Source organism: Alteromonas profundi (assembly GCF_010500865.1).
In the GTDB taxonomy this organism is placed as follows: Bacteria; Pseudomonadota; Gammaproteobacteria; order Enterobacterales; family Alteromonadaceae; genus Alteromonas; species Alteromonas profundi.
Window position 1 is genome coordinate 201,429 of record NZ_JAAAWN010000005.1, and the last position, 24,119, is coordinate 225,547.

Below are 24,119 nucleotides of genomic sequence, written 5' to 3' on the forward strand. Positions count from 1 at the left end.
TTGGCTTTTTCCTTGCTAACTTTTACTTCGTCATTATAATACGCGCTTCATTCCGTTCTGCTGAATTAGTGATCGGCGGAACTTAACTTAGGAGAATGATATGTCACTAACTAAAGAAGAAACCGGGAAAATTGTAGCTGAGTACGGCGTTAAAGAAGGCGACACTGGTTCACCAGAAGTTCAGGTTGCGTTACTTACTCACAACATCAACAAGCTTCAAGGTCACTTTGCTGATCATAAGAAAGATCACCACTCACGTCGTGGTCTTCTACGCATGGTTAGCCAGCGTCGTAAGCTTCTAGACTACCTTAAAGGCAAGAACGCTGAGCGTTATCTTGACCTTATCAAGCGTCTTGGCCTACGTCGATAAGACATGGTTTCATGAAAAAAGCGCCTTTACGGCGCTTTTTTTATAGCTGTTGAACCCACCGAGTTACTGGCGCCACTCAGAACGTAGGTGCCTAAGGGTTATCCCCCTTAAGCGCCTACCCGCTGGTACTCACATCTAAACACAATTATTGGTTGGCAGAGGGCTGTGATGCCGGTGCTGAGCCGCCGCCACTGTTGGTTCTTTTCGACACCACCTTAGTGGCAATTTCTCGAATCTCATTTTCCAAACCAGTAATACGCCCCGACAAGGAACTATTCCGGGTTTCCAGCACAGATAACTTATCATTTAGGTTTTTAATCTGCTGCTCATAGCCTCGTTTATCGCCCGCAGCCTGTTCTATTTGAACATTTAGCGCAAGAATTTCATCAGCAAGTGATGCTAGTTGTTTTTTCACCGAGCCAATTTCGCTATTTTGCGCCTTAACGTCACCGCCAACCGCGTTGATTTGTTTATCTAAGCTTGTTTTTACCGAACCAACCCGATCCCCTAAATCAGCGATTTCTTTTTGGTTTCTACGCCAAGCCGAGGCCCATAATTTGTCCATCTGTTCCCACAGCTCAGTGGTTTTATTCGACAACTCGGTTACTTTTACCTGCAGAGCCACGGTGGATTCACCAATTTCTTCGCCTGTAGCCGATAACCTTTTTTCTAATTGTGCAATACGCGCTTCAGCGTCGCTCGCTTGAGCTTTTTGTTGTTCAAGTAAAGTGTAAAGGTAATAGCACCCCCCTAAGCCAGCAAACGCAACAAGGGCCACTAATGTTACCCATATGCCATTTCCACCAGAAGACTTAGTATTAGAAGAGGATGTTTTCGGCGAAGAGGGCGGTACCGGTGTGCCTTTTTGCTTCTCTGGTTGCCGTTTCTGCTGGTAATCGCGACGATCCTCTTCATCTAACCGAATGGTTGGAAAATCATCGTTTTTCGAATTATCTGCCATAGTAGATTAATATCTCTCGTTCTTAGAAATGCCGCCGCTTTAAACAGATTAAAGCGGCGCTGTTACTTTTTAATAGCGCTCAATTTGATGTTATCTTGATTTGCGGTTAAATACCAACGCTATGCTATGAGTTTAGCCGCGCTAATCGTCACCACCAATCCATTCAACGCGATAGAGATCTCTGCGTCTGTCCAAATAGTTTCTTACTGAGCCCTCATTTTGAAGCTTAGTTAGTTTGTCGAGATCTAAATCTACAATTAAGGTCATCTCAGTATTCGGGGTAGTTTCAGACACTATCGCGTCATGGGGAAACGCAAAATCGCTGGGTGAAAACACTGCCGTTTGACCGTATTGAATGTCGACGTTGTCTACCTTGGGCAAGTTACCTACGCTGCCTGCTATAGCAACATAACATTCATTTTCAATCGCTCGGGCTTGGGCACATCGTTGAACACGTAGATACCCGTTTTTAGTGTCTGTCCAAAATGGTACAAACAAAATTTGCATCTCTTGTTCCGATAGTATGCGAGCAAGTTCAGGGAACTCCACGTCGTAACAAATAAGTACGCCAATTTTACCAAAATCGGTATCAAATACTTTTAAGCTATTGCCGCCTTTCATGATCCAGTCTTTCTTCTCATGGGGGGTAGGATGAAGCTTGTATTGGCTTTCTATAGTGCCATCCCGCTTACAAATATAACTTACGTTGTAAAGCTGATCGTCTTCCACCACCGGCATTGAGCCCGCGATAATAGTAATATTGTAAGACACAGCTAAGTGAGAAATCGCCGTAAGTAATTCATCTGTGTAAGTTGCTAAATGCCATATGGCATCAATTGACGTATCTGAAGGGCTAAGGCCCATTAAGGGCGCGTTAAAGAATTCCGGGAATAACGCAACATCGCAGGAGTAGTCAGACAATGCGTCAACAAAGTACTCTACCTGTTGTAAAAGCTCTTCAACGTTATTGAAATAGCGCATTTGCCACTGGATACAGCCAATACGCGCACTCGACTTTCTCCCCGCTATAAGTGATGGGCTACTTGGCTCGTAATAAATATTGTGCCATTGAAGCAACGTAGCATAGCCCTTGGACGCTTCATCTTCAGGAAGATAAGCGCTCAATACTTGTTTAACTTCAAATCCATTAGAAATTTGAAAGGTTAAAATAGGGTCGTAAATATCTTTCGATTTTACTTGCTCTATGTATTCATAAGGGGATAGCTCAGAGGCATAGTTCTTATAATTGGGAATACGCCCACCTGCCATAATGGATTTCAAGTTTAGATTACGGCAGAGCTCTTTACGCGCTTCGTACAAGCGGCGGCCAAGACGCAATCCACGGTATTCTTTTGATACAATTACTTCCACCCCGTAAAGCACATCGCCATTAGGATCATGGGTGGTTAAGTACGCGTCACCGGTAATTTCATCATAGCTATGTTTATCGCCAAATTGATCGTAATCGACGATAACAGAAATGGCGAAGGCCACAACTTTGCCTTTATCTTCTATGCAAATTTGTCCTTCCGGGAAAGTGGTAACTTGCGCTTTGTAGTTTGAATACGGCCATGCACCGCCTACATTGGCATAAATATCATCCATTAAGGCTTTGATATCGTTATAATCGTCTAACCGCAAGTTTCTAAGGGCTAGATGGTGTTCAGTTTCTTCAATCACTGTTTGGTCTTGGCTCATGATTTTTTCACCAATTGTATGTTTCTATTACATGGCTTATCTAAACACGCTTTGCGTTACTTTTATACTTAAATCAACGCCTTTGCTGAGTATATGGTGGAATATCGACCAGTAGGAATAGGCGTAAATAGTGAAACACTATTATGCCGCGCTTTTGCTTGTCTGCGTTGGGGCGTTTACGGTATATAGGTAAAGGTTTCAACGCTAAACCCGGTGACATAGTCCATAGTCGTCAAATTGCAGCCTATGCCGATATTGAGAACAGCGTTAAATTAGCGCCCGCTATCATCCAACAGTAGCGTAGACACTCACTCTAGTGCTACTATCTCATCGGCAAGCTAAAAGATAATACGTACCAGTAGGGTATGTTGTAGTATGGCTTGTGTTGCAATGGATGCATAGAATATATAAAAACGATTAAAGCTCCATAATATGCCTTAGGGATAAGCAGTAAAAGTGATGAGTTAAATGTCAGTACAAATTCCATCCCCCACCTCTGTTGAAGATTTACGTTTCTTGGTTATCGATAACCAAGGACTTGTACATGACGTGATTTCTTCCGCCTTGTTTGATATGGGCATTAAGCATGTAAGTAATGCGCACAATGCATATCATGCTAAGCGTTTATGTGAAAAGATCCATTTCGATTTCGTTTTGCTGGCGTTTAATGTTAGTCACGACAAAGATGGCTTTCATTTGTTTGAAGAACTCAAACATTTAAACTATATCAATGAAACTACAACGGTTATCTTCCTAAGCGCAGAAACATCGCCGGAATTGGTTAATTGTATCGTTGAATTACAACCCGATGATTTCTGGGTTAAGCCCCTCAAGCGGGTAAGTATCGAATCCCGTCTTAGCTATTTGCTTCAAACGCGTTATAAGCTTCATAAAATGCTTTACTGCATGCAAATAGGCGAGTACGCCACTGCTATGTACTATGCAGAACGGCAACTCCAAGACGCTACGCTTACAGATTTCCATCCTCGTATTAAGCGCTTAATTGGTGAATGCCTGATACAACTTAGCGATTTCGAGCGCGCTGAAAGCTACTACCGTGAATTATTGCAATCAATGGATCACGCATGGGTACATATAGGTTTAGCTAAGTCCTTGTTACGACAAGACGCATTAGAAGAAGCGCAATTATTGGTAGACGATTTATTAAACCGGGCGGATACCCGTTTTCTTACTTACGACCTACTAGCGCAATACTTTATAGAAAAAGAGCAGTTTGAACTTGCCTACGAACAAATTAAGCAAGCCAGTAAGTTAGCCCCGCGCAATATTGAACGAAATAAGCGGTTATGCGATTTAGCCCGATTAACCCACGACAAAGTGGGGCAGTTAGTGGCTGTGCAGAATATGGCGAAATTTGCTAAAAATTCAATTCATGACTCTCCGCAATTAGCGCTGAATGTGGTGCGCTCAACGATAGATTTGGCCAGTAGCCTAGGAAGCACTGAAAGCCACAACTATATTGTAAAAGCAGAGTCGCACCTTGAAGAGCTAGCAAAGCAAAGTCATATGCAAGTAGAATTGGGTGAGCAGCTCACTGTTACGAAGGCGCGTGTGTTGTGCTTAAAAAATGATAAGCGAGGCGCTGAATCTATAATGTCCTCTATTCCGGCTAATTCAAAAGGAATGTCGATGGATGACAACCTCGACAAAATGAAAGCTTTTCACGAATTAGGCATGAAGGAACATTGCATTAGTATTCTTGCGCAGTTGCGTAAGCAAATAGAGGGAGATACATTCTCTTCTCAAGTGGTCGATGAATATTTAAAGCAGGAATCTATAGAGCGTACCGAAATACAATTTACGGCCAAAGAATTAAAGCATATGGCGACGGTAAACTATAAGGAAAACCGTCTGCAACCTGCTTATAACAACTTGCGTCAAGCACTTACGATTGCGCCAAAGGATAAACAAATAGCCCTTAGTCTGTTAAAGGTGGCTAATCAGCTTCGCCTGCAGGCTCCCCTTACGCCTCCTCAAATCAAAGTAGTCACTCGCGCTGCAAAGCTACTCACTCGCGAAAGGCTCTCGCCAACACAGCGACAAAAATGTGACCAGTATGTAGAGGCCCTCGGTATAGACTTAACATCGAAAGATGATGAAGATACGTCGGCACTATTAAAGTCTACTCGCTAAATGTTGTGTAGGGTTAGGCGGCACATGTAATGACACGTAGAATAGTGTTTTGTGTTGTTAGTGTTAAACCCAATGCGCTTACGGTGTGACTAAAGTAAAATAATAAATATTGCCTCTATCAGCCTGGCGTTCTAGAGTATTAGTAGGTTTCGCCGCTTATAGTATCGTCAGGAGTTTGCCTGTGCTCGTCGCAATTAGTGCCGTATTACTATCTTCATCTATAGGCTTACCCATAGCACCTAGCCCATGGCAGAGCAGTGGCGTGTTAAACGCTGATGTTGTCATACATACATATATGGATTACCAATGCCGATTTTGTCGGCAACAATTAACGGTAATGCAACGGCTTGTTAACCGCAATGCTAACTCAATACGGTGGGTTAGCTGGCTGTGGCCTAGTAACAATATACGTTCTCAGCATTTTGCGAAAGTAGGCTATTGTGTGGGTACGCATTATGGTAACAGTGCTTTTACACAGTTCAATCAACAGTTTTACGCGTTACCTCCTTCTCTACACGACGTTGAAGGTATTGCAATGCGTATTAGTCTACAAATTCCGAATATAGACAAAGCGGTAATAGAACATTGTTTAACCGCAAAACAAACGAGCGAGTACTTTGTTCAAGTTAATCGGTTTGCTCAGCAAGATGCCAGCTTCGTGGGTACACCGGGTATGATTATTCAGGTGAACGGAATACAAGTGAAACTACAAGGTTTTCAATCTAGCGCTGCTCTTGAAGCAAGTATAAAAAAAGCCGCTTCACGTGATGAAGCGGCTTTTTAAGATTGGCAAAGGCTATTTTACAATTTTTCTGCTTTCTATCTTCTGCGTTATTTCTGCTCTTTTTCTCTCGCGTTGCTGGTTGATAAGGGCCTCACGCTCAGCCATTCGTATTTGCCTTTGCTCATGTTTTTGTTTAGCTAGAGCGATACGTTGTTGCTCGGCTGTCACTTGGGGCTCTTGCGGCAACGTCAGTTCTTCCCCTATCACCGAAGTGGAGAGTAAACCTAGGGCAACAAGGGCTGATAGTGTTTGCATCTTCATCTTTATCTCTCCTTAAGGTTACAAGATGTTTAAATAATACACGGGGGCGCGGCTAGAACTAATATCAATGTCTATTGCTCTTGGTAACCCCCCTTCCAAACGACAATGGCCTATCTCTACAAAACGATAAAAATAAGGGCCGTCATAGGCTTCGATGTTAAGGTAACCAGGTCGTACGTTAAAAGTAACCTCACCGTTGCTGTCTGTTGGCGTACTGTTACCACTACTATTCTCGCCAAACCACTGCACTACCAAGCCCTCGACGACTTCTCCAACCTCATCAAAAACAGTTACTTTAACGTTGCATTGCTCAATACCGTTAATGTCTATTATGCGCGGCTCATCCCAGCGCGTCAGAATGCTAGAGAAGTAATAGCGATTACCTAGCACTGAATCGAAGACGTTTCCATTGGTATATCCAAGTCCACCGTAAAGAGTTACGCTTCCGTTAGCATCAGTATTACCCGAGTCAACCACATTTGTGCCGCCGGTATAGCTTGCAATTTCAACATCTGCGCCTGTAACAGCATCACCACTAGTATTAAGAACGGTTATTTCCACAGGGGCTTCATCGAAGTCACCTATATCACGTTCTGTTGGATTTTGGCTCCATATGTCAAACTCGTAATAACGGTTTGCTGAAGGATCATCGGCGGTGGCACCGTAGAGATAAATTTCACCCGTGCTCACTGGTATAGGTATAGGGCCGTAACTCGTGTCAGTCGGAAGCATAGGTATATAGTCATAGAGCCATACATAACCAGATCCGTTGGAAAACTCTTCAAATGAATAAAGACTAATTTCTAAGCCAATTTCGGACACGAAGGGGTTGTCCACAATATCGCCAGAAAGCGATGACCATAATGTAGGCAGGAATATATCAAGGTAGCAAGATGTCGAGCCATCATCGGCAATACTACAACCATTAGTTTGAGAGGAAGCGCTTGCAGCTTGTATGCTGGGTATAATATCTATTCCACCATTATAGAAGTCGTCAAGGTACTGCTCCTGCGCCCATTGTACACCGTCTTTTTCGAAGAAAACTATAACGGCGCCTGTTGAGTAATACTGCTGGTCGCCATCCAAATCACAACGCTGTAAATTAAGAGAAAAGGAGAATTCGCCCGACGCATTGGTTGTTGCAGTTTGGTTTAGCTCCTCACAATCCCAATTAAAGTATTGCACATCAATAAAGGGGGTAGGTTGGCCATCTGTACCGTAAACAACCCCGTTAACCTCGTATTCAAAGCTAGAGGCCACGGTTATCCAGCGGTTGGCAATTGTCTCTGCGCCTTGCGGATCTGATGCTGTTAATTCTATTTGACAATATTCCACAGGGTACGACAGCGAGTTTGGCGCAGTAAACGTATTACTAAAGTGGGTTCCTGAGATACCATTTTGCGGCGTGTTATCGATGCTACCTAAAGAAGTATCACCGTAATAACCGCAATTTGTTTGCCAGTCTAACCTTACATCTTCACCTTCGGGATCGGTGACGGTCACCGACAAACCCATGCTTTCGCCCATTAATAAAAACGTTTCATTTAACGCAAACTCTGTAATAACGGGGGGAAGATTAATATTAGACAAATCTATAGGTAATATGCCATCCGCTACACCATCTTGGTAATCTAGCAACCAGCAGGCGCCGCTTAACGTACCGGTTAAACAACTACCATTTTCAGTCGGTGTAGGGAAGTTAGCTGCCTGGGTAACTGACGTAGTTAATGAGTAAGTACTGTCTGCATCGGAAGCCAGATAAAACTTAGTACCTCCTAAGAACGTATAGACACGAATACTCTGTTCATCTAATGGCATCGATATTTTAACCGTAAAGGCGTCGAATTCGTCATTACCACTAGCGCAACCGCGAGCAGGTGAAGAGCCATTGTAAGTTGCACCTTCGGCATACCAGTTTAGGTTGTTTAGCGACTCACCCGTAGTCTCGTCGCGCATTTCATAGCGCAAACAGGAATGGGTAGTAATAGGTTGGTCGTAGTTCCACCACGTAAAGTGTTCAACGTTGCCGCAAATAAGCAATTCGCCGTCTCGTTCGACAACTTCGCCTTCACCTTCTTCAATCCATAGGCCTTGTTCTTCATCGTAATACCATAAGGGAATTGTATTGCCTTCAACGAGGCCTGTGGTGGCACGCATACACACTTCGGCAGGGCCATTTAATTCAGAAATTTCATTTCCGTCTTGATCTTGAAGGTTAAACTCCATCATGCCGAAAGACTCTAACGTAACGGGATCATCAACATTCGGATCTGCACCTTCGGGAAGCGCAAGTAAATCACCCCCTGGCGATGACAGTAAATCATCGGTTTCTGGGTTAAGGTAGGTGACAGTACCTACCACTTGAGTAGCGCCATCAGGTAAAGAGCCGGTAGGGATTTCAAGTGAGCCCACAGGGCTACCTTCCTTAACAATAACCACGCCACCATCAGCAGTGACATCATCGAATTCGTCAAGAATGTCAGATACTTGCTGTAGGTTTACCGTAATACTATAGTCACGATTGTCACCCTCCATTTTAACTTTTACGTTACCGGTAGAAAAACCACCTGCGTTAATAGTTATTGGAACGAAATTACTGCTCCCATCATTTCTCAGGGTATCTGGGCCCACAGCCCCAGAAAAGCTACCATCCATATCGGTAAACAAGGTTGTACCGCCAAGACCAAGCTGTACACTCGCATTTTCTAACGCAGAGCCGTTACCTAGTACCAGCCCTGATACGAGAATACACATATTAGTGTCATCACCAGGGCAAAAATCATCGCTGTCGCAGATATTATCTTCATCTGCATCATTAAGAGGATCGGCGGGACATACGTCTACATCACCACAAATACCATCGCTATCGGCATCGTTGTCAGGGTCAAGCGGACATATGTCTTCATTATCTGGTACACCATCGTTGTCACTATCAGTAACCTCCTCGGTGAATTGCATTACCGCTAAGGTGTAACTGAACGCGCCTCGAGAGCGAGCAAAGAATATTCGCTGTGCGCCTGAGGTATCGTTCATGGTGAAATAGGGCAGGCCGTCCATCATACCTTCTGCGTTATCAACCGCAGTAGTGCTGTCGGTGACTACCAGTCGCAGATCAGCTAAGGCCGTGGTATCACCTTCAATACTTACCATGTTGTCGGTAAAGTATAAGCGACTGTTACGATCATAGAATCGGCTGCCTTGTTCTATGGTCACGTTTTCGACCGGCTCCCAACTCCCCGATGACTGAGCCGTGGCAGAATGACTTATAAGTGCACTTAAAAGTAAAACACTCCAAAGTACTATAGTAAAAAAAGTAGCGTGCTGACGGTACATCCTTGTCAGCGCAAAGTAATGGGTATTTCCTAGTGGATTTACCATGTCCATATCTCCGATAATGTGGACATCGAGACACGCAAACTTCCCGTAGTCAATGTCGAGCTTATTTAGCAATTAATTTAGTTTTCTACGCAGTGCCAAGATGCCTGCTAGCGCAAGGAGCGCAAACATTGAAGGCTCAGGTACATCACGGGTAACCTGGGTAATGGCTAAGTTAGATATCGTTAAGCTATCTCCTAGAAAAGTATCAAAGTCTTCAACATAAAAAGTAATGGTTGCGCTTATACCCGCCCAATCCGTTATATCAAAAGTTCCCCCGCCATTTAGGTTGAGTGTTTTAGAAAGATCGTCACTAACTAATTGGGCGCCGAGAATATCGCCGGCCCCGACCACCGCCAAACTCAATAGCAATTGATTGCCAGGCGCGAGTAACGTGTCTACATCAAAACTCTGAAAGAGGCTGACAAACCAAGCCTCGTCATCCCCAGTGGGGTAGAGTGCTGTCATTAAGGTTACCGACCCTCCACCGTTAAGCTGATAGAGTTCAGTTGGGAAGGTTGTCGTTCCAAGGATGTCTATATTATTGTCTTCAGATATGTCGTAATAAGTGTAATCACCAAACCAGCCAGAAAACCCAGCAGAAAAGTCTGAATTTAGAAGGGTGGCATTGGCGTTAGTAGAGAGAAGGGTGATGAACCCGACGACAAAGAGCCAGTGTCGGGACGTTAAGCGGGTTGAGATTCTGCTAGATTGTGACATGTTCACTCCTTTGTTAGTTTTTTGTTACACATCAAGCAAGCGTTTGTATAGCATTTAATAAGCCATAAATTATCTTTTCAAAAAAGCTAAGCGTTACCGAAGGTTAAAATTTATGCAAAGACATGTGAGAAGTAAGTGTTAAATAATCTGACAGGTTTTGAGCAATTCTAGGAAGGGTTAGCGTTTGCCAAAGTGTGTTCGTCACACGCTAAATGTTGCTAAGTAGGTATAACCAAAGTTTTTTTATTAAAACGAAGCTTGTGGATAAACTAAATCTATCCACAAAATGAGATTGTAAGTAATGCTGACAACGGGTTGCAGAGCCAAATAAATTGCGAGAATATCCCCTCGCTATATTTATTTTAAACACAAATTACTATGCGGCTATTCGTTGAATTTATCGTCTGCTGAAGCTGTAGTAGAAATGTCCTATTTTGTAGCGTGAGTTTACATTGTGTGAAGCAGTGCTTACGGGTGCTACACGCAATATTAGTGTGGATTTTAAGCGCGTCAACAGGGTACGTTTTTGCGCCAGAAAACGGGTTTATTTAGCCAGCGAATACGCCCTAGTATGCATGACTATTGGCTTAACGACGCGTTCGTAGGGGGGTAGTAGAGAGCGTGAATTCGTCCTATACTCCCTGTCAAGCCGAGGGGAGCTAAGATATGGATCATATGACAGTCGCCGAAAACTTTGAGCAATATTTCTCGCTTAAAGTGGCAAATACGCCTGAATTAAAACAAGAATCTTACCGAATCCGCCATCAAGTATACAGTGAAGAACTTGGATGGGAACCCACGCGACCCGACGGTATGGAAACCGATGAATGCGATGCGTATTCTATTGCACTATTACTGCAACATAAGCGAACGGGACATTATGCCGGTACTGCGCGATTAGTGTTGCCGCCACCTCATGACCTAACAAAAAAATTACCCTTTGAGTTACACTGTTTAGAGAGTGTTAATAAAGAGGTTATAGATCCGTCCACCCTCACCCGGGGCACGTTTGGCGAAATTTCGCGATTAGCGGTACCCGCGGAATTTAGGCGAAGGGTTGGGGAGAAAAACCAGTCATTTGTTATTAATGAAAACGTTGCCTCTTCACCGGATATTTTCACCGATGAAGACAGACGAAACTTTCCCAATATTGCTATAGGGCTTTACTTAGGCGTTATTGCACTGGTAAATATGTGTCATCATCCGCATATGTTTGTGGTTGTAGAGCCAAGATTAAACAAGCGCTTACGTCGCCTAGGGTTGCATTTTAAGCAATGTGGTTGCGAACTAGACTATCACGGCACCCGCGCCTTGTTTGTTCTTGACCAAAGTGACTATTACACGAAACTCAACGTCGAGATGCTCAATTTATTTAAATTGGTAGAGAATCAGCTGCGCGAACAACTCATTCTGTACCCAGTTATACCACTCACTAAGGAGTAATAATGGCTACCGCAGAGTTTGAATACGAAACTGCTTTTTCAAGAAATATCGGGTGGTTTACTGAAGCCGAACAGGCTAGCCTACGCAGTAAACGGGTTGCAATTGCTGGTAGTGGTGGCGTCGGGGGAATTCATGCTCTTACTTTAGCACGCTTAGGGATAAGTAACTTTCAGCTAGCTGATTTTGACACATTTGGTGTGGAGAATTTTAATCGGCAGGTTGGGGCCACGATGTCTACCGTGGGTAAAGAGAAGGTAGGCGTAATGGAAACAATGCTAAAAGATATTAACCCTACCGCTACTATTAACTCTTTTGAAGATGGGGTTAATATTAACAATATTGATGCCTTTCTTGACGGCGTTGATCTTTACGTGGATAGCTTAGACTTTTTCGCAATGGATGCGCGCCGGTTGGTGTTTTCTAAATGTGCAGAACGAGGAATTCCCGCGGTAACCGCTGCCCCTCTTGGTATGGGTACGGCCTTTTTGTGTTTTATGCCTGGTGAAATGACCTTTGAAGACTATTTCGGCCTTTCCCAGGCAGAAACCGAAACAGAGCTATATTTACGCTTCTATCTTGGCTTAGCCCCTACGGCTATGCAATCGGCGTATCTTGTCGATGCCTCTCGCTTAGATCTTAAAGCGAAGAAAGGGCCTTCTACGATTATTGGCTGCACTTTGTGTGCTGGCGTAGCTGCTAGTTACGCGGTAAAAATATTGCTTAATCGGGGCGATTTAATTGTGGCACCTCAAGGCATGCACTGGGACCCCTATCTAAATAAAACAGAAATCACCTCCCTAGAGGGCGGGGCGGATAACCCTGGCTTTCTTGAAGCGCTTGCCAACGCTAAATCTGCGTTTAACATCTGATAACCTAGGCTACACAAGATGATATTAAGTGATGAACAAAAGGCGTCGCTGATTGACGCTGGTATACGAGCCCCTTCTGCAGATAATTCTCAACCTTGGAAATACCAGTGGGACAATGCATCTGAGCTATCTATCTGGCGGGACGCAGAGTTAAGTGGGTTTGCCACGGATAAAACGTTTATTCTCACTGATCTCGCTATTGGTTGTGTCATTGAGTCAATTCGTTTAAAAGCACTTGAAAGTAAATTAAATGCAGAAATTGTGTATTGCCCAAGCGATGAAAGCGAAAAAATCGCTACTTTGGTATTTACTTCCTCTGCCAGTAATACGCCCCCGCTCCCCAATGAAAAAGCGAATAAAAAAGTCGTTGATGAAACCGCGAGCGACAGGGAACTCGCCTCGTACATTGAGGCTCGCTGTACTGATAGACGTTTTCCCTATAAAGGCCCCGTAACTGAGAGCGAAAGTCTTGCGTTAGCCGGCGCGGTGAATGATAAAGATTACGCACTTAATGTATATACCGACAAGGCCGCGATTGCACAATTTTTGCCGAGCATAAAAGAAGCCGAGCAAATTCGTTTCGAGTGCGCAAGCTTACATCAAGAGCTATTTCAAACTATCGTTTTTGACCAACCGGCGCCGGATAAAGGCATGACTCCCGCGATGTTAAGTATTGAGCCTATTGCAAGGCCTATGTTTCGTCTTATGGCAACGTGGCGAACTATGCAAAAACTCAATAAAATTGGCACCAGTAAAATGATTGCCATGCGCTCAGTTACCCTGCCGTTTAAGCTATCCCCCGCTATGTGCGTGCTGACAACAAAAAGTACGTCTCGCATCGATATTATAAAGGCCGGGCAACAAATGCTGAGATTTTGGCTTAAAGCAACCCAGCTGGGTTTATCTGTTCACCCCTATGCTGCCCCAGGGGTGTTGCCTTTGGCTAAACCAGATGTTGGAGAACCGTATCTTTCCCGTTTAAGTAATGTCAAACGCAATGTGGATAGCGAGGTGGCCAATGGACAACAGGTCATTATGTTTTTTCGCGTTGGTCGCTGTGCGGGTACGCCTACAACTTCGTGTAGACGAAGCGCTGATAGCCTTAAAAAATAAGGCTTACGCAAAAACTGTCATAATAATTTACACCTGCTGGTTTTGACTATTTATTGCACTTTTTCTCGCGCGAAAAAAAAGTAAGGTAGGCAGTAACTTAGTATATAAGTATCGGGGTTGGCATAGATTAAGCTTAGTTACCACCGAGCAAGGATTTAGCTGACCTAAGTAGTACAGCGAAGATAATGCTCTAACCATGTGTTAGGCAATATTAACGAAAGGTGTATTATTATTATGAAACGATATAAGCTTTTATTAGCCGCCACGGTGTTAGGGATTGCCGGCCATGCCGCAGCAGATCCTATTACGGTTGGTGGAATTACGTGGGACCCTGATGCAGGAGCAGATTTTGATGCTGGGTCTTCAGTGTGGGAAAACTTTATTGATCCAGGTCCAGACGGGGTGTTTGGTACCGGTGATGATGTCGAAGATACCATTTCAGGTTATGGGCAAATAAACTCTATTAACGGGTTTAGCGCTTCGCAATTTGGCAACGGATTTTGTGAATGGGGTTGCCAGCTTACTTTTGCCTTTGGTGGCTTTACCATCAATGCAGCCGAGTCAGATCTTAGCGACCCTGCCAGTCAACACTTTGTTTTTGATGGTGGTTGGGTTAACTGGTACGTTGATGATATAGCAACGGGTACTATTATGGACTTCGGCGACCCTGCAAGTCTTACCATGGCTGATGCAACAGATGGCACCCTTTGGTTAAGTGCTAATTCGCATACCAGCTGGGATGCTACCGCTGGTTACATGGCAGCACTGTTTGGTAACGGTACCTCTATAGGTAGTGGCAACGATAATGGTAACGGTTCTGGTTTACTTGATATTGGGACTACGTCCGCGGGTACCGGTGTGGCTAACGATGCTTTTGATACCAATAGCTTATTAGACCAAGCGTCACTAGGTGGTGGTGTAGATGGGTATGCAGATTTGCAATTCACTTCTACTTTTAGACCAGCAGGTACCACAACCGCTGACGGTAAGACGTTAGAAGGCGATACAGATTTTACAGGTGATACTGTTCCAGTACCTGAGCCATCTTCTCTTGTTGTCCTAGGGTTAAGTGTACTTGGTTTAGCGCGCATGAGACGTCGTCGCGTATAAATCAAAAAGAGTTTTATTTTTAAATGTAAAACCACTTCTTCGAAGTGGTTTTTTATGCTTACGTACCAATGCCCCTATGTTGAAAACGACCGCTTGGTGTCGCCCTCATGTACGCTTTATTGTGTGTAAATAGTGGCTGGTAGCAGCCATAGATTAAGCGCCGGTGCGATTTAAAGGTGAAGGTTAGTTTCTGCATCCCTGTAGGAGCTAGTCGCATCATACATTGTCAGCTTTGTTTACACCCCAACCTTTATGGCTTTATCCCCCTAAAAAAGGTAACCCTACGCGTTGCTAAATACGGCGTTTTAGGATAGTTGTTTTTGGCTTATGCCCATTGAGTAGCGTAGAGGCTACCGTTGCATAGTGAGGTAATAGGGGAAGGTTGCGAGTAATAGAAAAGGCCCAGCAATTATTTGCTGGGCCTTTTGCTTACGTCGTTAGGTTTTCTTATTTTTCTTAACGATAAATCGTTTATTTCTTAATACGACGGCGAAAGGTTAACATTGCTGCCATAAATGCAAGAATGTAACCCATTGAGCCGCCTGAATCGTTATCAGCAGTATCATCTCCTTCCACGTCTTCCACGTCAGCTTCAAGACTGAAAGTTGCTATGAATGGGTCGTGATCAGAGCTGCGGTATGCACCCACATCAGTAAATGCATAGCCATCTTCGTCAGCATAGTAACGAAGGGCCTGGTCGTACTGCAGTTGATAGGCTTCTGGTGAGTTAATATTCCAATGCGCGCCGTCTATTGCATCGTCAAGGAGCGCTTGGCTAGCTAATACATGGTCTAAGCTACCTACTTGTTCAGTGCCATAGAACCAGTATGAGAAGCCATCGGCATCAAACTCTTCGGCTAAGTTAACATATCCATAGTTACTTTCTACTTCAACTGATGCGCCTTCATCCATACCTGTATTGATAGCCGTTTTAATGGTGTAGCCCCGTTCTTCGGCACTGTAGTCAGTTAATACGGCAACAGGATCTTCTGCGCTATATGCGTTCAAGTCGCCCAGTATTAGTTTGCGTTCAGGGAGACTTTCATCACTCAGCGCGTCACCTAGGGTGATAGCGGCGGATACACGAAACGCATTACAGCTGCCTTGAATAGTATCTATTTCTGATGTTTCTTCTGCTAGGTCTTCCGCACACTCTGAACCTTTTGATTTAAAGTGGTTAACGGCTACAACAAACGATTTTTCACTTTCAGTATGAACAAATGTCTGAACGAGAGCTGGACGCATGCGAGCTAAGCTATCTTCATCGATTTGCTGCTCTGGCATGGCGACCACTTGGGCGTCGCCGCTGGGCGTTACTACCGATGCGCGGTATAGAAGACCTACAGTGATAGCGTCAGTTCCTACAATTGTGCCATCGGCAGTGCTTACAAAGCTGTATTGCTCTGTTTCGCCAAGTTCAGCATTAATTGCAGTCACTAAAGCCTGAATAGCACTGTCTTCACCAAAGCCGTCGTTTTCAATTTCCATTAAACCTACAACGTCGGCATTCAGACCAACGATAGCTTCAACAATACGACCTTGTTGAAGTTCAAAGGCTGTCTCGTCATCTGCACCACGGTTGGCATCGTAGTCGAACGTCACGTCACCGTTTTCATCTACTTCACCATTGAAATAGTTTAATACGTTAAACGTTGCAACCGATAAGTTGCCTTCAGTTATAACAGGGCTTGCTTCACGGCTTGATGTTACGGTAATTACTTCAGTAGGGTTGATGCGATACGTACCGAAACTGTAGTTCAACGGACCCGATGCTGACACTGTATCGCCAATACGAATAGGGTTGGCGTAACTAAAGGTAGGGAAAAAGCTAACTAAGTCTGGGTATGAAGAGCTATTGTCATCTTCGATAGTAAGTAAGCTTGCTTCGGCTTCAGCCTCTGCTTCAAGATACGCTTCTGAAAGAGGCGCTGCTACGTCGCTAGGCTGACGTTTGATAGCGTCGCTGACGACTATCTCGCCGTAGCGCCATAAGTCATTAGTACTCGTTACGGTAGCATCGGTTACTGAAACTAACATACCTTCAACCGTTTCAAGGTCTAGCGTGTATGGCATAGTGACTTCAGTTACCACAACATCTTCACTGGTTCCACAGTCAGCTGGCGTTACATCTGCGTCCATTGCTAGTGTGGTAAGGCCGTAATTTTCACCCACTTCACCGTACAAACGGATGACACTACCAACTTCAATATCAGTGCTGCCATCAACAAAAATACCTTCAGAGGTGGTATCGTCGCCATCACTGTCCGCTGATTCTTCTTGAATAAAGAAACCATCTGCTCGTTTACCTGTAATCACCGCCTCAACAATGTGGCTGTTGCCAACTTCAGCTGAAGACGCATCGCTTCCTTGGATAGCGCTGATTAGCGTCGCTTCTGCGCTACATTCACCAAGCTCCACGGTAGGTACTTCTGGTTCAACAATAACCTCACCGCCACCTTCTGTAGTAAAGGTGCCCGCTGGGAAAGGGGTAGCGGCGCCAACATTGGTATCAGCGCCATCTAATGCGTCAGTGCCACTGAAAGTCCAGTTGCTTGCAGTAAATGTACCTGAGTTCGCTGTTTGGCCACTAACACGGTATGCCCAGCCATCGGCGTAATCCCACGTTTCGCCACTACCATCTACATTAATATCCCCAAAGGTATCTACTACCACCTCGTTTTCGAAAAGCTCAACCGCGTCATCGCCATTGATGCCCATGGCGCTCGACTCAAAATCAGGCGCGTTACCGAAAAAAGCAGTAAATCCTTCTGTTTCCGATGCCACATAAATATATGAGCCAGCCGACGCGCTTTGCGCTGGGAAGGTGAATTCTTCACCGTCAGTGCCGCCGCCGTTGTTTGCAGAACCTAATCCATAGACAGACAGATCAGCAATATCGTTTACGACATAAAGCTCTACGGCTTTTGGTACGCCGCCACTTAGTGGGCCATCGATGACACCGGTAATAACGAGATCACTCGCATTCGCGGAAAAGGCAGACAATATGCCTGCGGTGAGTAAAGACAATGATGTTTTCATTGGTGTTTCCCTGTGTTTATTTTTAATTTTAACCCGTGAAAATTTACCGAGTCTTACTTTTGCTACTCACTAGCCTATAAGCTTAATCGCGACGTAGGAATGATTTGTTTACATTCAAGCTGCGTTTATAAAAGTCTCTGTAAAACAGTTAATTAGCCCCTTTAAATAAGTTTACTTATGTCATTGTGTCGTCATAAATATTTATCGTTGACAATAAGTAATGCTAACTATGCTTTTTTACAGCAACGAAATTTATAAATTACTCAGGTATTGAGAGACATTAAAGGAGGGGGCCTTTTGCTTACTTGTTCAACAGTTTTCCTCCTAAGGAGGCGAACGTGGGTGGCTAAGAAAAGAACAATGAGAGCGAAAGAAGGTATGCGCAAGCCAAATAAGCGGCTTTAAATTTTGACGCTATACCTTGGCTTTTACAGTATTGACGTAATATAGAGACGTTATAATAGAGTAAAAAGAGATGTAGGAATTAAAGCGTGGCCGTATCACTCTCAATTAGCTCCATGTTATTTCAGGGGACAAATCTTGATTGCGTAGGCGATTTATGCGATATTTCTCTTGTTCGAAAAAATGAACTGATGATTGATATATTGATTGTAAAAACTGATTAAAGAGTTCGAATTTACCAATTAGTTTTTCTTAGCACAACGCGTTATTCTTATCACCAGTTTCAAGGCGTCTTGGTTTGAACTTTTAAGTAAATCGAGAGGTCGCAGATAACATTATGTTATTTACGTGGGTAGCAGAGGGTTCTGTTACTCGCACGGTAAAACACAAACTCACTAAATGGAGAATTAAACATGGCATTGATTAATACTGCTATTAAACCTTTTAAAGCAACAGCATTTAAAGACGGCGAATTTATCGACGTAAGCAGCGAAGATATCAAGGGTAAGTGGGCAGTATTTGTATTTTACCCAGCAGACTTCACCTTTGTATGTCCTACTGAGCTAGGTGATATTGCTGATAAATACGAAGAGCTACAATCACGTGGTGTTGAAGTGTTCTCAGTATCTACTGATACTCACTTTACGCACAAAGCATGGCACGATTCTTCAGACACTATCAACAAGATCAAGTTTGCTATGATTGGCGACCCAACGGGCGAAATCACTCGTAACTTCGATTGTATGCGTGAAACTATGGGACTTGCTGACCGTGCAACATTTGTTGTAGACCCAGAAGGTATCGTTCAAGCAATGGAAATCACGTCTGAAGGTATTGGCCGTGACGCTGATGACCTAGTTCGTAAAGTTAAAGCTGCTCAGTACGTTGCGAATAACCCTGGTGAAGTTTGCCCAGCTAAATGGAAAGAAGGTGAAGCAACACTTGCACCATCTCTTGACCTAGTAGGCAAGATCTAAGTCTAGTCTGCGCACTAGCACCATGTAGTATAAGGGAGTGATTCTCCACTCCCTTTCTTTACAAACTCCAATTCTCGCTTATTTGTTGACCTGAAAAATGGTTGGCGGGGATCGGCATGTCGAAAATAAGGCAGGACAACCGTGTTAACTAAAGAAATTTTGCAAGCATTGAAAGGCTATACCGAGTCAATGCAAAAAAACGTAACCTTTGTCGTACAGACTGGTGAACACAGCAAGCGCGCTGAGCTTGTGTCGTTTCTGTCCGACATTGCAGGTGTAAGCGATAAACTATCAATAGAAGAACGCGATACCCAAGGTAACTTGCGTAGTTCAATCAGCTTTCTACTAGAAGCCGATGGCGTAGATACCGGTATCCGGTTCTCAGGCATCCCAGGCGGGCATGAGTTTAACTCACTGATTCTAGCCATTCTTCACGCCTCGGGAACCGAACTTAAAGTCGACGACAGTGTTAAATCTATCGTTAAAGCAGTTAAAGACGAACTTAATTTTGAAGTTTTCATTAGTCTTAGCTGTCATAACTGCCCTGAAGTTGTTCAGGCGCTTAACCAGTTCGCATTGCTAAACGACAATATTACGTCTGAAATGATCGACGGTGGTTTATACCAGAACTTAATTAGCGAGCGAGACATTCAAGGTGTGCCCAGTGTTTACTTAAACGGCGAATTGTTCGCTAACGGCAAAGTAGATGCGGCTTCACTTATTGACAAATTGATTGAGCGAGACCCATCGTTAAAAGAAGCAAATACGGGCGTTCAGTTGCCACTACAAGATGTTACTGTTATTGGCGGCGGGCCTGCTGGGGTAGCATCTGCTATTTACAGCGCACGTAAAGGCCTGAAAGTTACTATGGTAGCGGAAAGTTTTGGCGGTCAGGTAAAAGATACGATGGGAATAGAGAACTTAATCTCTGTACCTAAGACCACAGGCCCAGAGCTCGTAGGTAATTTAATGGAGCACGTTAATGACTACGACATCACGCTTAAAGAGCACGTACGCGTCGATAACATCGAAAAAGGTAACGTTAAAACAATAACGCTATCTTCAGGTGAACAAATTCGAACCCGCTCACTTGTTGTGGCAACAGGTGCCCGTTGGCGAGAGCTTGGCGTTCCTGGTGAGCGTGAAAATGTGGGTAACGGCGTTGCTTATTGTCCGCACTGCGATGGTCCTTTCTTTAAAGGCAAAGATGTTTCAGTAATAGGGGGCGGTAACTCTGGAATTGAAGCTGCCCTTGATTTGGCGGGCATTGTTAAATCGGTCACAGTATTTGAATTTATGCCGACACTTAAGGCCGATCAGGTGCTTATCGACCAGGCTGAAAAGCGTGACAATATCACCATTATCAAGAATGCGGCCACGCGCCAGATCCTCGCTGAAAATGGCAAAGTGAATGCTATCGAGTACCAAGATAGAAGCACTAACGAGGTACACACCCTTGAGTTGGCGGGCGTGTTTGTCCAAATTGGTTTGGTGCCAAACAGTCAGTTTATGAAAGACGTGGTTGAAATGACCCAATATGGTGAAATTGTTGTTGACGAAAAATGTAACACGTCAGAAGCCGGAATTTTCGCCGCTGGCGACGTAACAACAGTGCCGTATAAGCAAATTGTTATCTCAATGGGTGAGGGCGCTAAAGCATCGCTAGCTGCATTTGAGTACCTACTTAGCCATGAAGTTATCGAGGCTGAAGAGGAAAGTGCGGCAGCCTAAGTCTCAGACCTAAAAGAAATAAAAGCTGGTAAGCGAAAGCTACCAGCTTTTTTTTGTGGGTAATTAAAATTTATAAATAATAACAATTGTTATTTTCATTACCGTGTAATTTTGTTAAATTTATTGCTACTAGTGCGTTCTCCAAACGCAGCTAATAAAAGAGAGGAAAAATACGCAGAATCTTTTTAAGCGGGGATAATATTAATTGTCTTCTAAGCGTATTTGCCAAAACTAACTGAAAGCTGCACCTGTGTTTTATTAAATAACTGCATGGGTGGACTTATAATAACAAATAGGTAAGTTATGCTCACTTACGCTGCAGGCGGTTTAACGCTGGCTGCATTAATGACAGTGTATCGAAGTTGGCGGGTTCAATCGGCCGGTGTTTTTTACTTTGGGGTAGTCCTTTGGGTCTTTGCGTGCATTTGGTGGTCATATGCACAGGGTTGGGAATTCGGTGTCCTTTATGGTCTTTGTTTACCCGCCTGTTTGGTGTGGCCATTTATTTTAAAAAATCAAAGCTACCTGCCGAAATCGACGCGTATTCCGTCGCCCAGAAAACTCGACTTTTCTACTAAAACCCTTGTTACACACATAGGGCATTTTGTTGTGGTTATGGGCGTTTTAATGGCAGCAAGTGTGTCTATTACATTAGCGGTGTGTGCGTTATTGCCTTTTAGTCTTACCGGTCAACTCGCTATTGCTATTGTGTTGCTACCTATCCTTTGGGGGCTAGCCGCCTACCACTATTTAGCTGCTGCAAACAAAGTTGCGGCCTTAAGCGTTTATTTAGTGGCTTTGGTTATAGGTATCATTGTTTTAACGTTTGTTCCCATGTCGCAGTAGGTAAAGTTGTGAATAAAGTAACCAAACAAAATGCCTTGCGAGCGCATAGCTGGGCCGGCGTTTTTCTTAGTGTTTTATTATTTTTAGTTTGTCTTTCGGGAACGATTGCGGTGTTTCATTTCGAATTTGAGCGCTGGGAACAGCCGCATATTCAAGAAATGGAGAGTGTGACACCCGCAACTATCGAAAAAGCGATGGACACATTTTTAACTCAAAACCCACAAGAATCTCATCATTTATTTGTGGTTTTTCCCACCTCAGATATACCTCGGCTTGTGGTTGAAAACGACCATAGTGCGTATTTTGCTGATCAAGAAGGTAATCTGATAGAAAAAGAAAGTGTCTCATTTACAGAGATGCTGGTTGATTTGCATCTGTATTTAAATTTACCTCACAGCTGGGGCATGATTTTAGTTAGCGCACTTGGTGCTATTCTTTGCACGCTTATCATTACTGGAATAGTTGCGCACAAACGTATAAGCCGTGATGCTTTTAAGTTTCGCCGCGGCGGTAATGGCCAACAAAGTCAAATTGACTTGCACAATAGGTTTGGTTTGTGGGCCTCACCTTTTCACATGGTGATTGCTATAACCGGCGTTTACTTTGGCTTGGCTATGGTAGTAATGGCAGTGGTTGCGCAAGTAAATTATGGCGGCGATAGACAGGCGGTGATGGATCAAATATTTACCCCAGACCCCATACTCGCGCCTCAAGTCGGCAAACCTGAGATTGGTAAAGCATTTGCACAAATGCAAACATTGGCACCCGAAAAGACGCCTTTGTTTCTCACGGTTCACGAAGTAGGTGCACCAGAGCAATTTATTGAAATTTACGCCAAAGCGCCAAATCGCATGATATATGCGGAAAGTTACCGATTTGATACCCAAGGAAATTATGTGGGTGTTGCGGGTTACGAATTTGGCGAATGGGGCAAGCAGCTTGCGTGGTCGGTTTACCGCCTGCACTTCGGCGATTTTGCGGGCATGACAAGCAAATGGCTTTACTTTGTACTGGGAATAATGATGACCATGCTATGCGTATCGGGCATGGAAATTTGGTTATCTAAAAAGGGGCACCCAGTATTAGCGACCAGGTTGTGGTATAGCGTGGTGTGGGGCAGTGTAAGTGCACTTGCCTTAACTGCCATTACCGATATGTTCTATTCAGGCTCACTGACTGTCGTATTCTGGTGTCTTATGGTAGTGAATACTGCTTTAACGGTGGCAATGAAAGGGCTAAGTAAATCCGTATGGCTAATGATTTCGGGTATAAGCGTATTGGGGCTCCTTGTATTTTATCTGATAGTGCATACTACAGCGAGTGTCACTATTGCCTCTCTTCAGCTAAATATTCCCATGGCAGTATATGTTTGCTGGAGTTTATACCGCGCTAATACCTTATTAAAACGCGAACGTATGGCGCCGAGTGCAAAAGCACAATCCGGTTCTCCAGCCCAACAAACCCCTGCTTAGTTGTATTACCGAATGTGCCCTGCTTAAGCGGGGCTCGCGTTTCCCTCGGGGTGTGCTCCTTCGCACATTTCACTTTTTACACAATCCGTTCCTCCACTGAATTGAAATTAACATCCACTTGACCTAGTTTAATAAGAAAGCGCTTTCTTATGGCGCGTACGTTTAGACATTTGGGCGGCGAGAAGAGGAGATAAAATGAAGAGTACACAGATACGTAAAAGAGGCCTTTGCATAGGGGCGCTGGGTTTATTTATGTGGGTAGGTTTAATACCCCTTTGCACACAAGCGCAAGATATGTCTAGTTTTGTATTGCCTCAGCAAAAGGCGGCAACTGAGCAAGGTGATGGCTGGATATTTTACCAATATTATAATGACGCCACGGTAGGTACCACGCAATCGTTAGTGGGTATGGCAGTGCTAAATGCAGGCAAAGAAATCCACCCGCCTCATAGGCATTCTGATGAAGAGTTTCTATTAGTTACGCAGGGAGAAGGAGAATGGAGTGTAAAAGGCGAGGTATTTAAAGCAGAGGCAGGCGATCTCCTTTATGCCGCGCCATGGGATAGCCACGGCGTCAAAAATACCGGCAGCGAAGCGTTAGTTTTTGTGGTATTCAAATGGCAAAGTGCGGGGGTTACGGCGGTTAAAAAACCGAAAGAAACGCTAGACAAGTAAGTATTGTTACATAAACTTGAGCAGATCTAGGTGCGAAAGCTTGCTAAGGTACGGCAGTGTGATTTCCAACAATAAATAGCGCTAAGACAACTTTTCGTCGCATAAGCGAGGTAAAAATG

At 44.1% G+C, this 24,119-nt stretch carries 19 protein-coding genes; 13 read left to right on the forward strand and 6 right to left on the reverse strand.

The window, feature by feature from the left end:
• Positions 1-100: 100 nt before the first annotated feature.
• On the forward strand, positions 101-370 hold the full coding sequence (gene rpsO, locus GTH32_RS05785; protein ID WP_163084291.1) for a 30S ribosomal protein S15: 270 nt from the start codon (positions 101-103) through the stop codon (positions 368-370).
• A gap of 145 nt (positions 371-515) precedes the next feature.
• On the opposite strand, the gene GTH32_RS05790 is transcribed toward rpsO, so the two are convergent.
• Positions 516-1,331, reverse strand: coding sequence for a hypothetical protein (locus GTH32_RS05790; protein WP_163084292.1), 816 nt, complete (start codon positions 1,329-1,331; stop codon positions 516-518).
• Between the two features lie 141 nt (positions 1,332-1,472).
• Positions 1,473-3,029 (reverse strand): carbon-nitrogen hydrolase family protein, encoded by a 1,557-nt coding sequence (locus GTH32_RS05795; protein ID WP_163084293.1) that lies wholly within the window; start codon positions 3,027-3,029, stop codon positions 1,473-1,475.
• A 143-nt stretch (positions 3,030-3,172) separates the two neighbouring features.
• Between GTH32_RS05795 and GTH32_RS05800 the strand changes: the two genes are divergently transcribed.
• The 3 genes from GTH32_RS05800 to GTH32_RS05810 all read left to right on the forward strand — a co-directional run bounded on the left by GTH32_RS05800 (position 3,173) and on the right by GTH32_RS05810 (position 5,967).
• On the forward strand, positions 3,173-3,328 hold the full coding sequence (locus tag GTH32_RS05800; RefSeq protein WP_163084294.1) for a hypothetical protein: 156 nt from the start codon (positions 3,173-3,175) through the stop codon (positions 3,326-3,328).
• A 169-nt stretch (positions 3,329-3,497) separates the two neighbouring features.
• Positions 3,498-5,183 carry a response regulator gene (locus tag GTH32_RS05805; protein WP_163084295.1) on the forward strand — a complete coding sequence of 562 codons (1,686 nt, stop codon included), beginning with the start codon at positions 3,498-3,500 and terminating at the stop codon, positions 5,181-5,183.
• Between the two features lie 181 nt (positions 5,184-5,364).
• Positions 5,365-5,967, forward strand: coding sequence for a thioredoxin domain-containing protein (locus GTH32_RS05810; protein ID WP_163084296.1), 603 nt, complete (start codon positions 5,365-5,367; stop codon positions 5,965-5,967).
• A gap of 12 nt (positions 5,968-5,979) precedes the next feature.
• Here GTH32_RS05810 and GTH32_RS05815 read toward each other — a convergent pair whose 3' ends face one another.
• From GTH32_RS05815 to GTH32_RS05825, 3 genes are all read right to left on the reverse strand, one after another.
• A complete protein-coding gene (locus GTH32_RS05815) occupies positions 5,980-6,228 on the reverse strand; it encodes a hypothetical protein (protein WP_163084297.1) in 249 nt (82 codons plus the stop codon).
• Positions 6,229-6,246: 18 nt separating this feature from the next.
• Positions 6,247-9,606, reverse strand: coding sequence for a hypothetical protein (locus tag GTH32_RS05820; RefSeq protein WP_163084298.1), 3,360 nt, complete (start codon positions 9,604-9,606; stop codon positions 6,247-6,249).
• 72 nt (positions 9,607-9,678) lie between these two features.
• Entirely contained in the window at positions 9,679-10,323 is a 645-nt protein-coding gene (locus GTH32_RS05825) for a PEP-CTERM sorting domain-containing protein (protein WP_163084299.1), read from the reverse strand.
• A 666-nt stretch (positions 10,324-10,989) separates the two neighbouring features.
• Here GTH32_RS05825 and GTH32_RS05830 point away from each other — a divergent pair.
• The 4 genes from GTH32_RS05830 (at position 10,990) to GTH32_RS05845 (ending at position 14,858) form a co-directional block, all read left to right on the forward strand.
• Entirely contained in the window at positions 10,990-11,766 is a 777-nt protein-coding gene (locus tag GTH32_RS05830) for a PEP-CTERM/exosortase system-associated acyltransferase (RefSeq protein WP_203565383.1), read from the forward strand.
• A gap of 2 nt (positions 11,767-11,768) precedes the next feature.
• The gene (locus GTH32_RS05835; protein ID WP_163084300.1) at positions 11,769-12,635 is read left to right on the forward strand and encodes a ThiF family adenylyltransferase; all 867 of its coding nucleotides are present in this window, start codon (positions 11,769-11,771) and stop codon (positions 12,633-12,635) included.
• A gap of 18 nt (positions 12,636-12,653) precedes the next feature.
• Positions 12,654-13,748, forward strand: a complete 1,095-nt coding sequence (locus GTH32_RS05840) for a nitroreductase family protein (protein WP_163084301.1) — start codon at positions 12,654-12,656, stop codon at positions 13,746-13,748.
• A 234-nt stretch (positions 13,749-13,982) separates the two neighbouring features.
• Positions 13,983-14,858, forward strand: coding sequence for a PEP-CTERM sorting domain-containing protein (locus GTH32_RS05845; protein WP_163084302.1), 876 nt, complete (start codon positions 13,983-13,985; stop codon positions 14,856-14,858).
• Between the two features lie 471 nt (positions 14,859-15,329).
• Here the strand turns inward: GTH32_RS05845 and GTH32_RS05850 are convergent, their stop codons facing one another.
• Positions 15,330-17,897: an ExeM/NucH family extracellular endonuclease gene (locus GTH32_RS05850; RefSeq protein WP_163084303.1), complete on the reverse strand. Its 2,568-nt coding sequence runs from the start codon at positions 17,895-17,897 to the stop codon at positions 15,330-15,332.
• Positions 17,898-18,718: 821 nt separating this feature from the next.
• Here GTH32_RS05850 and ahpC point away from each other — a divergent pair.
• From ahpC to GTH32_RS05875, 5 genes are all read left to right on the forward strand, one after another.
• The gene (ahpC, locus tag GTH32_RS05855) at positions 18,719-19,276 is read left to right on the forward strand and encodes an alkyl hydroperoxide reductase subunit C (RefSeq protein WP_425482360.1); all 558 of its coding nucleotides are present in this window, start codon (positions 18,719-18,721) and stop codon (positions 19,274-19,276) included.
• Positions 19,277-19,417: 141 nt separating this feature from the next.
• Positions 19,418-21,007, forward strand: a complete 1,590-nt coding sequence (gene ahpF / locus GTH32_RS05860; RefSeq protein ID WP_163084305.1) for an alkyl hydroperoxide reductase subunit F — start codon at positions 19,418-19,420, stop codon at positions 21,005-21,007.
• Between the two features lie 303 nt (positions 21,008-21,310).
• Complete coding sequence (locus GTH32_RS05865; RefSeq protein ID WP_163084306.1) at positions 21,311-21,853, forward strand: hypothetical protein; 543 nt, start codon at positions 21,311-21,313, stop codon at positions 21,851-21,853.
• Positions 21,854-21,861: 8 nt separating this feature from the next.
• On the forward strand, positions 21,862-23,325 hold the full coding sequence (locus tag GTH32_RS05870; RefSeq protein WP_163084307.1) for a PepSY domain-containing protein: 1,464 nt from the start codon (positions 21,862-21,864) through the stop codon (positions 23,323-23,325).
• Between the two features lie 195 nt (positions 23,326-23,520).
• Complete coding sequence (locus GTH32_RS05875) at positions 23,521-24,000, forward strand: cupin domain-containing protein (protein WP_163084308.1); 480 nt, start codon at positions 23,521-23,523, stop codon at positions 23,998-24,000.
• Positions 24,001-24,119: the final 119 nt, after the last annotated feature.

Coding starts and splice junctions, on each gene's coding strand:
- GTH32_RS05795 (WP_163084293.1), bottom strand. CDS start 3,029: ATGAGCCAAGACCAAACAGTGATTGAAGAAACTGAACACCATCTAGCC.
- GTH32_RS05815 (WP_163084297.1), bottom strand. CDS start 6,228: ATGAAGATGCAAACACTATCAGCCCTTGTTGCCCTAGGTTTACTCTCC.
- GTH32_RS05840 (WP_163084301.1), top strand. CDS start 12,654: ATGATATTAAGTGATGAACAAAAGGCGTCGCTGATTGACGCTGGTATA.
- GTH32_RS05830 (WP_203565383.1), top strand. CDS start 10,990: ATGGATCATATGACAGTCGCCGAAAACTTTGAGCAATATTTCTCGCTT.
- GTH32_RS05800 (WP_163084294.1), top strand. CDS start 3,173: ATGCCGCGCTTTTGCTTGTCTGCGTTGGGGCGTTTACGGTATATAGGT.
- GTH32_RS05850 (WP_163084303.1), bottom strand. CDS start 17,897: ATGAAAACATCATTGTCTTTACTCACCGCAGGCATATTGTCTGCCTTT.
- GTH32_RS05805 (WP_163084295.1), top strand. CDS start 3,498: ATGTCAGTACAAATTCCATCCCCCACCTCTGTTGAAGATTTACGTTTC.
- GTH32_RS05790 (WP_163084292.1), bottom strand. CDS start 1,331: ATGGCAGATAATTCGAAAAACGATGATTTTCCAACCATTCGGTTAGAT.
- rpsO (WP_163084291.1), top strand. CDS start 101: ATGTCACTAACTAAAGAAGAAACCGGGAAAATTGTAGCTGAGTACGGC.
- GTH32_RS05825 (WP_163084299.1), bottom strand. CDS start 10,323: ATGTCACAATCTAGCAGAATCTCAACCCGCTTAACGTCCCGACACTGG.
- GTH32_RS05865 (WP_163084306.1), top strand. CDS start 21,311: ATGCTCACTTACGCTGCAGGCGGTTTAACGCTGGCTGCATTAATGACA.
- GTH32_RS05875 (WP_163084308.1), top strand. CDS start 23,521: ATGAAGAGTACACAGATACGTAAAAGAGGCCTTTGCATAGGGGCGCTG.
- GTH32_RS05835 (WP_163084300.1), top strand. CDS start 11,769: ATGGCTACCGCAGAGTTTGAATACGAAACTGCTTTTTCAAGAAATATC.
- GTH32_RS05845 (WP_163084302.1), top strand. CDS start 13,983: ATGAAACGATATAAGCTTTTATTAGCCGCCACGGTGTTAGGGATTGCC.
- GTH32_RS05820 (WP_163084298.1), bottom strand. CDS start 9,606: ATGGTAAATCCACTAGGAAATACCCATTACTTTGCGCTGACAAGGATG.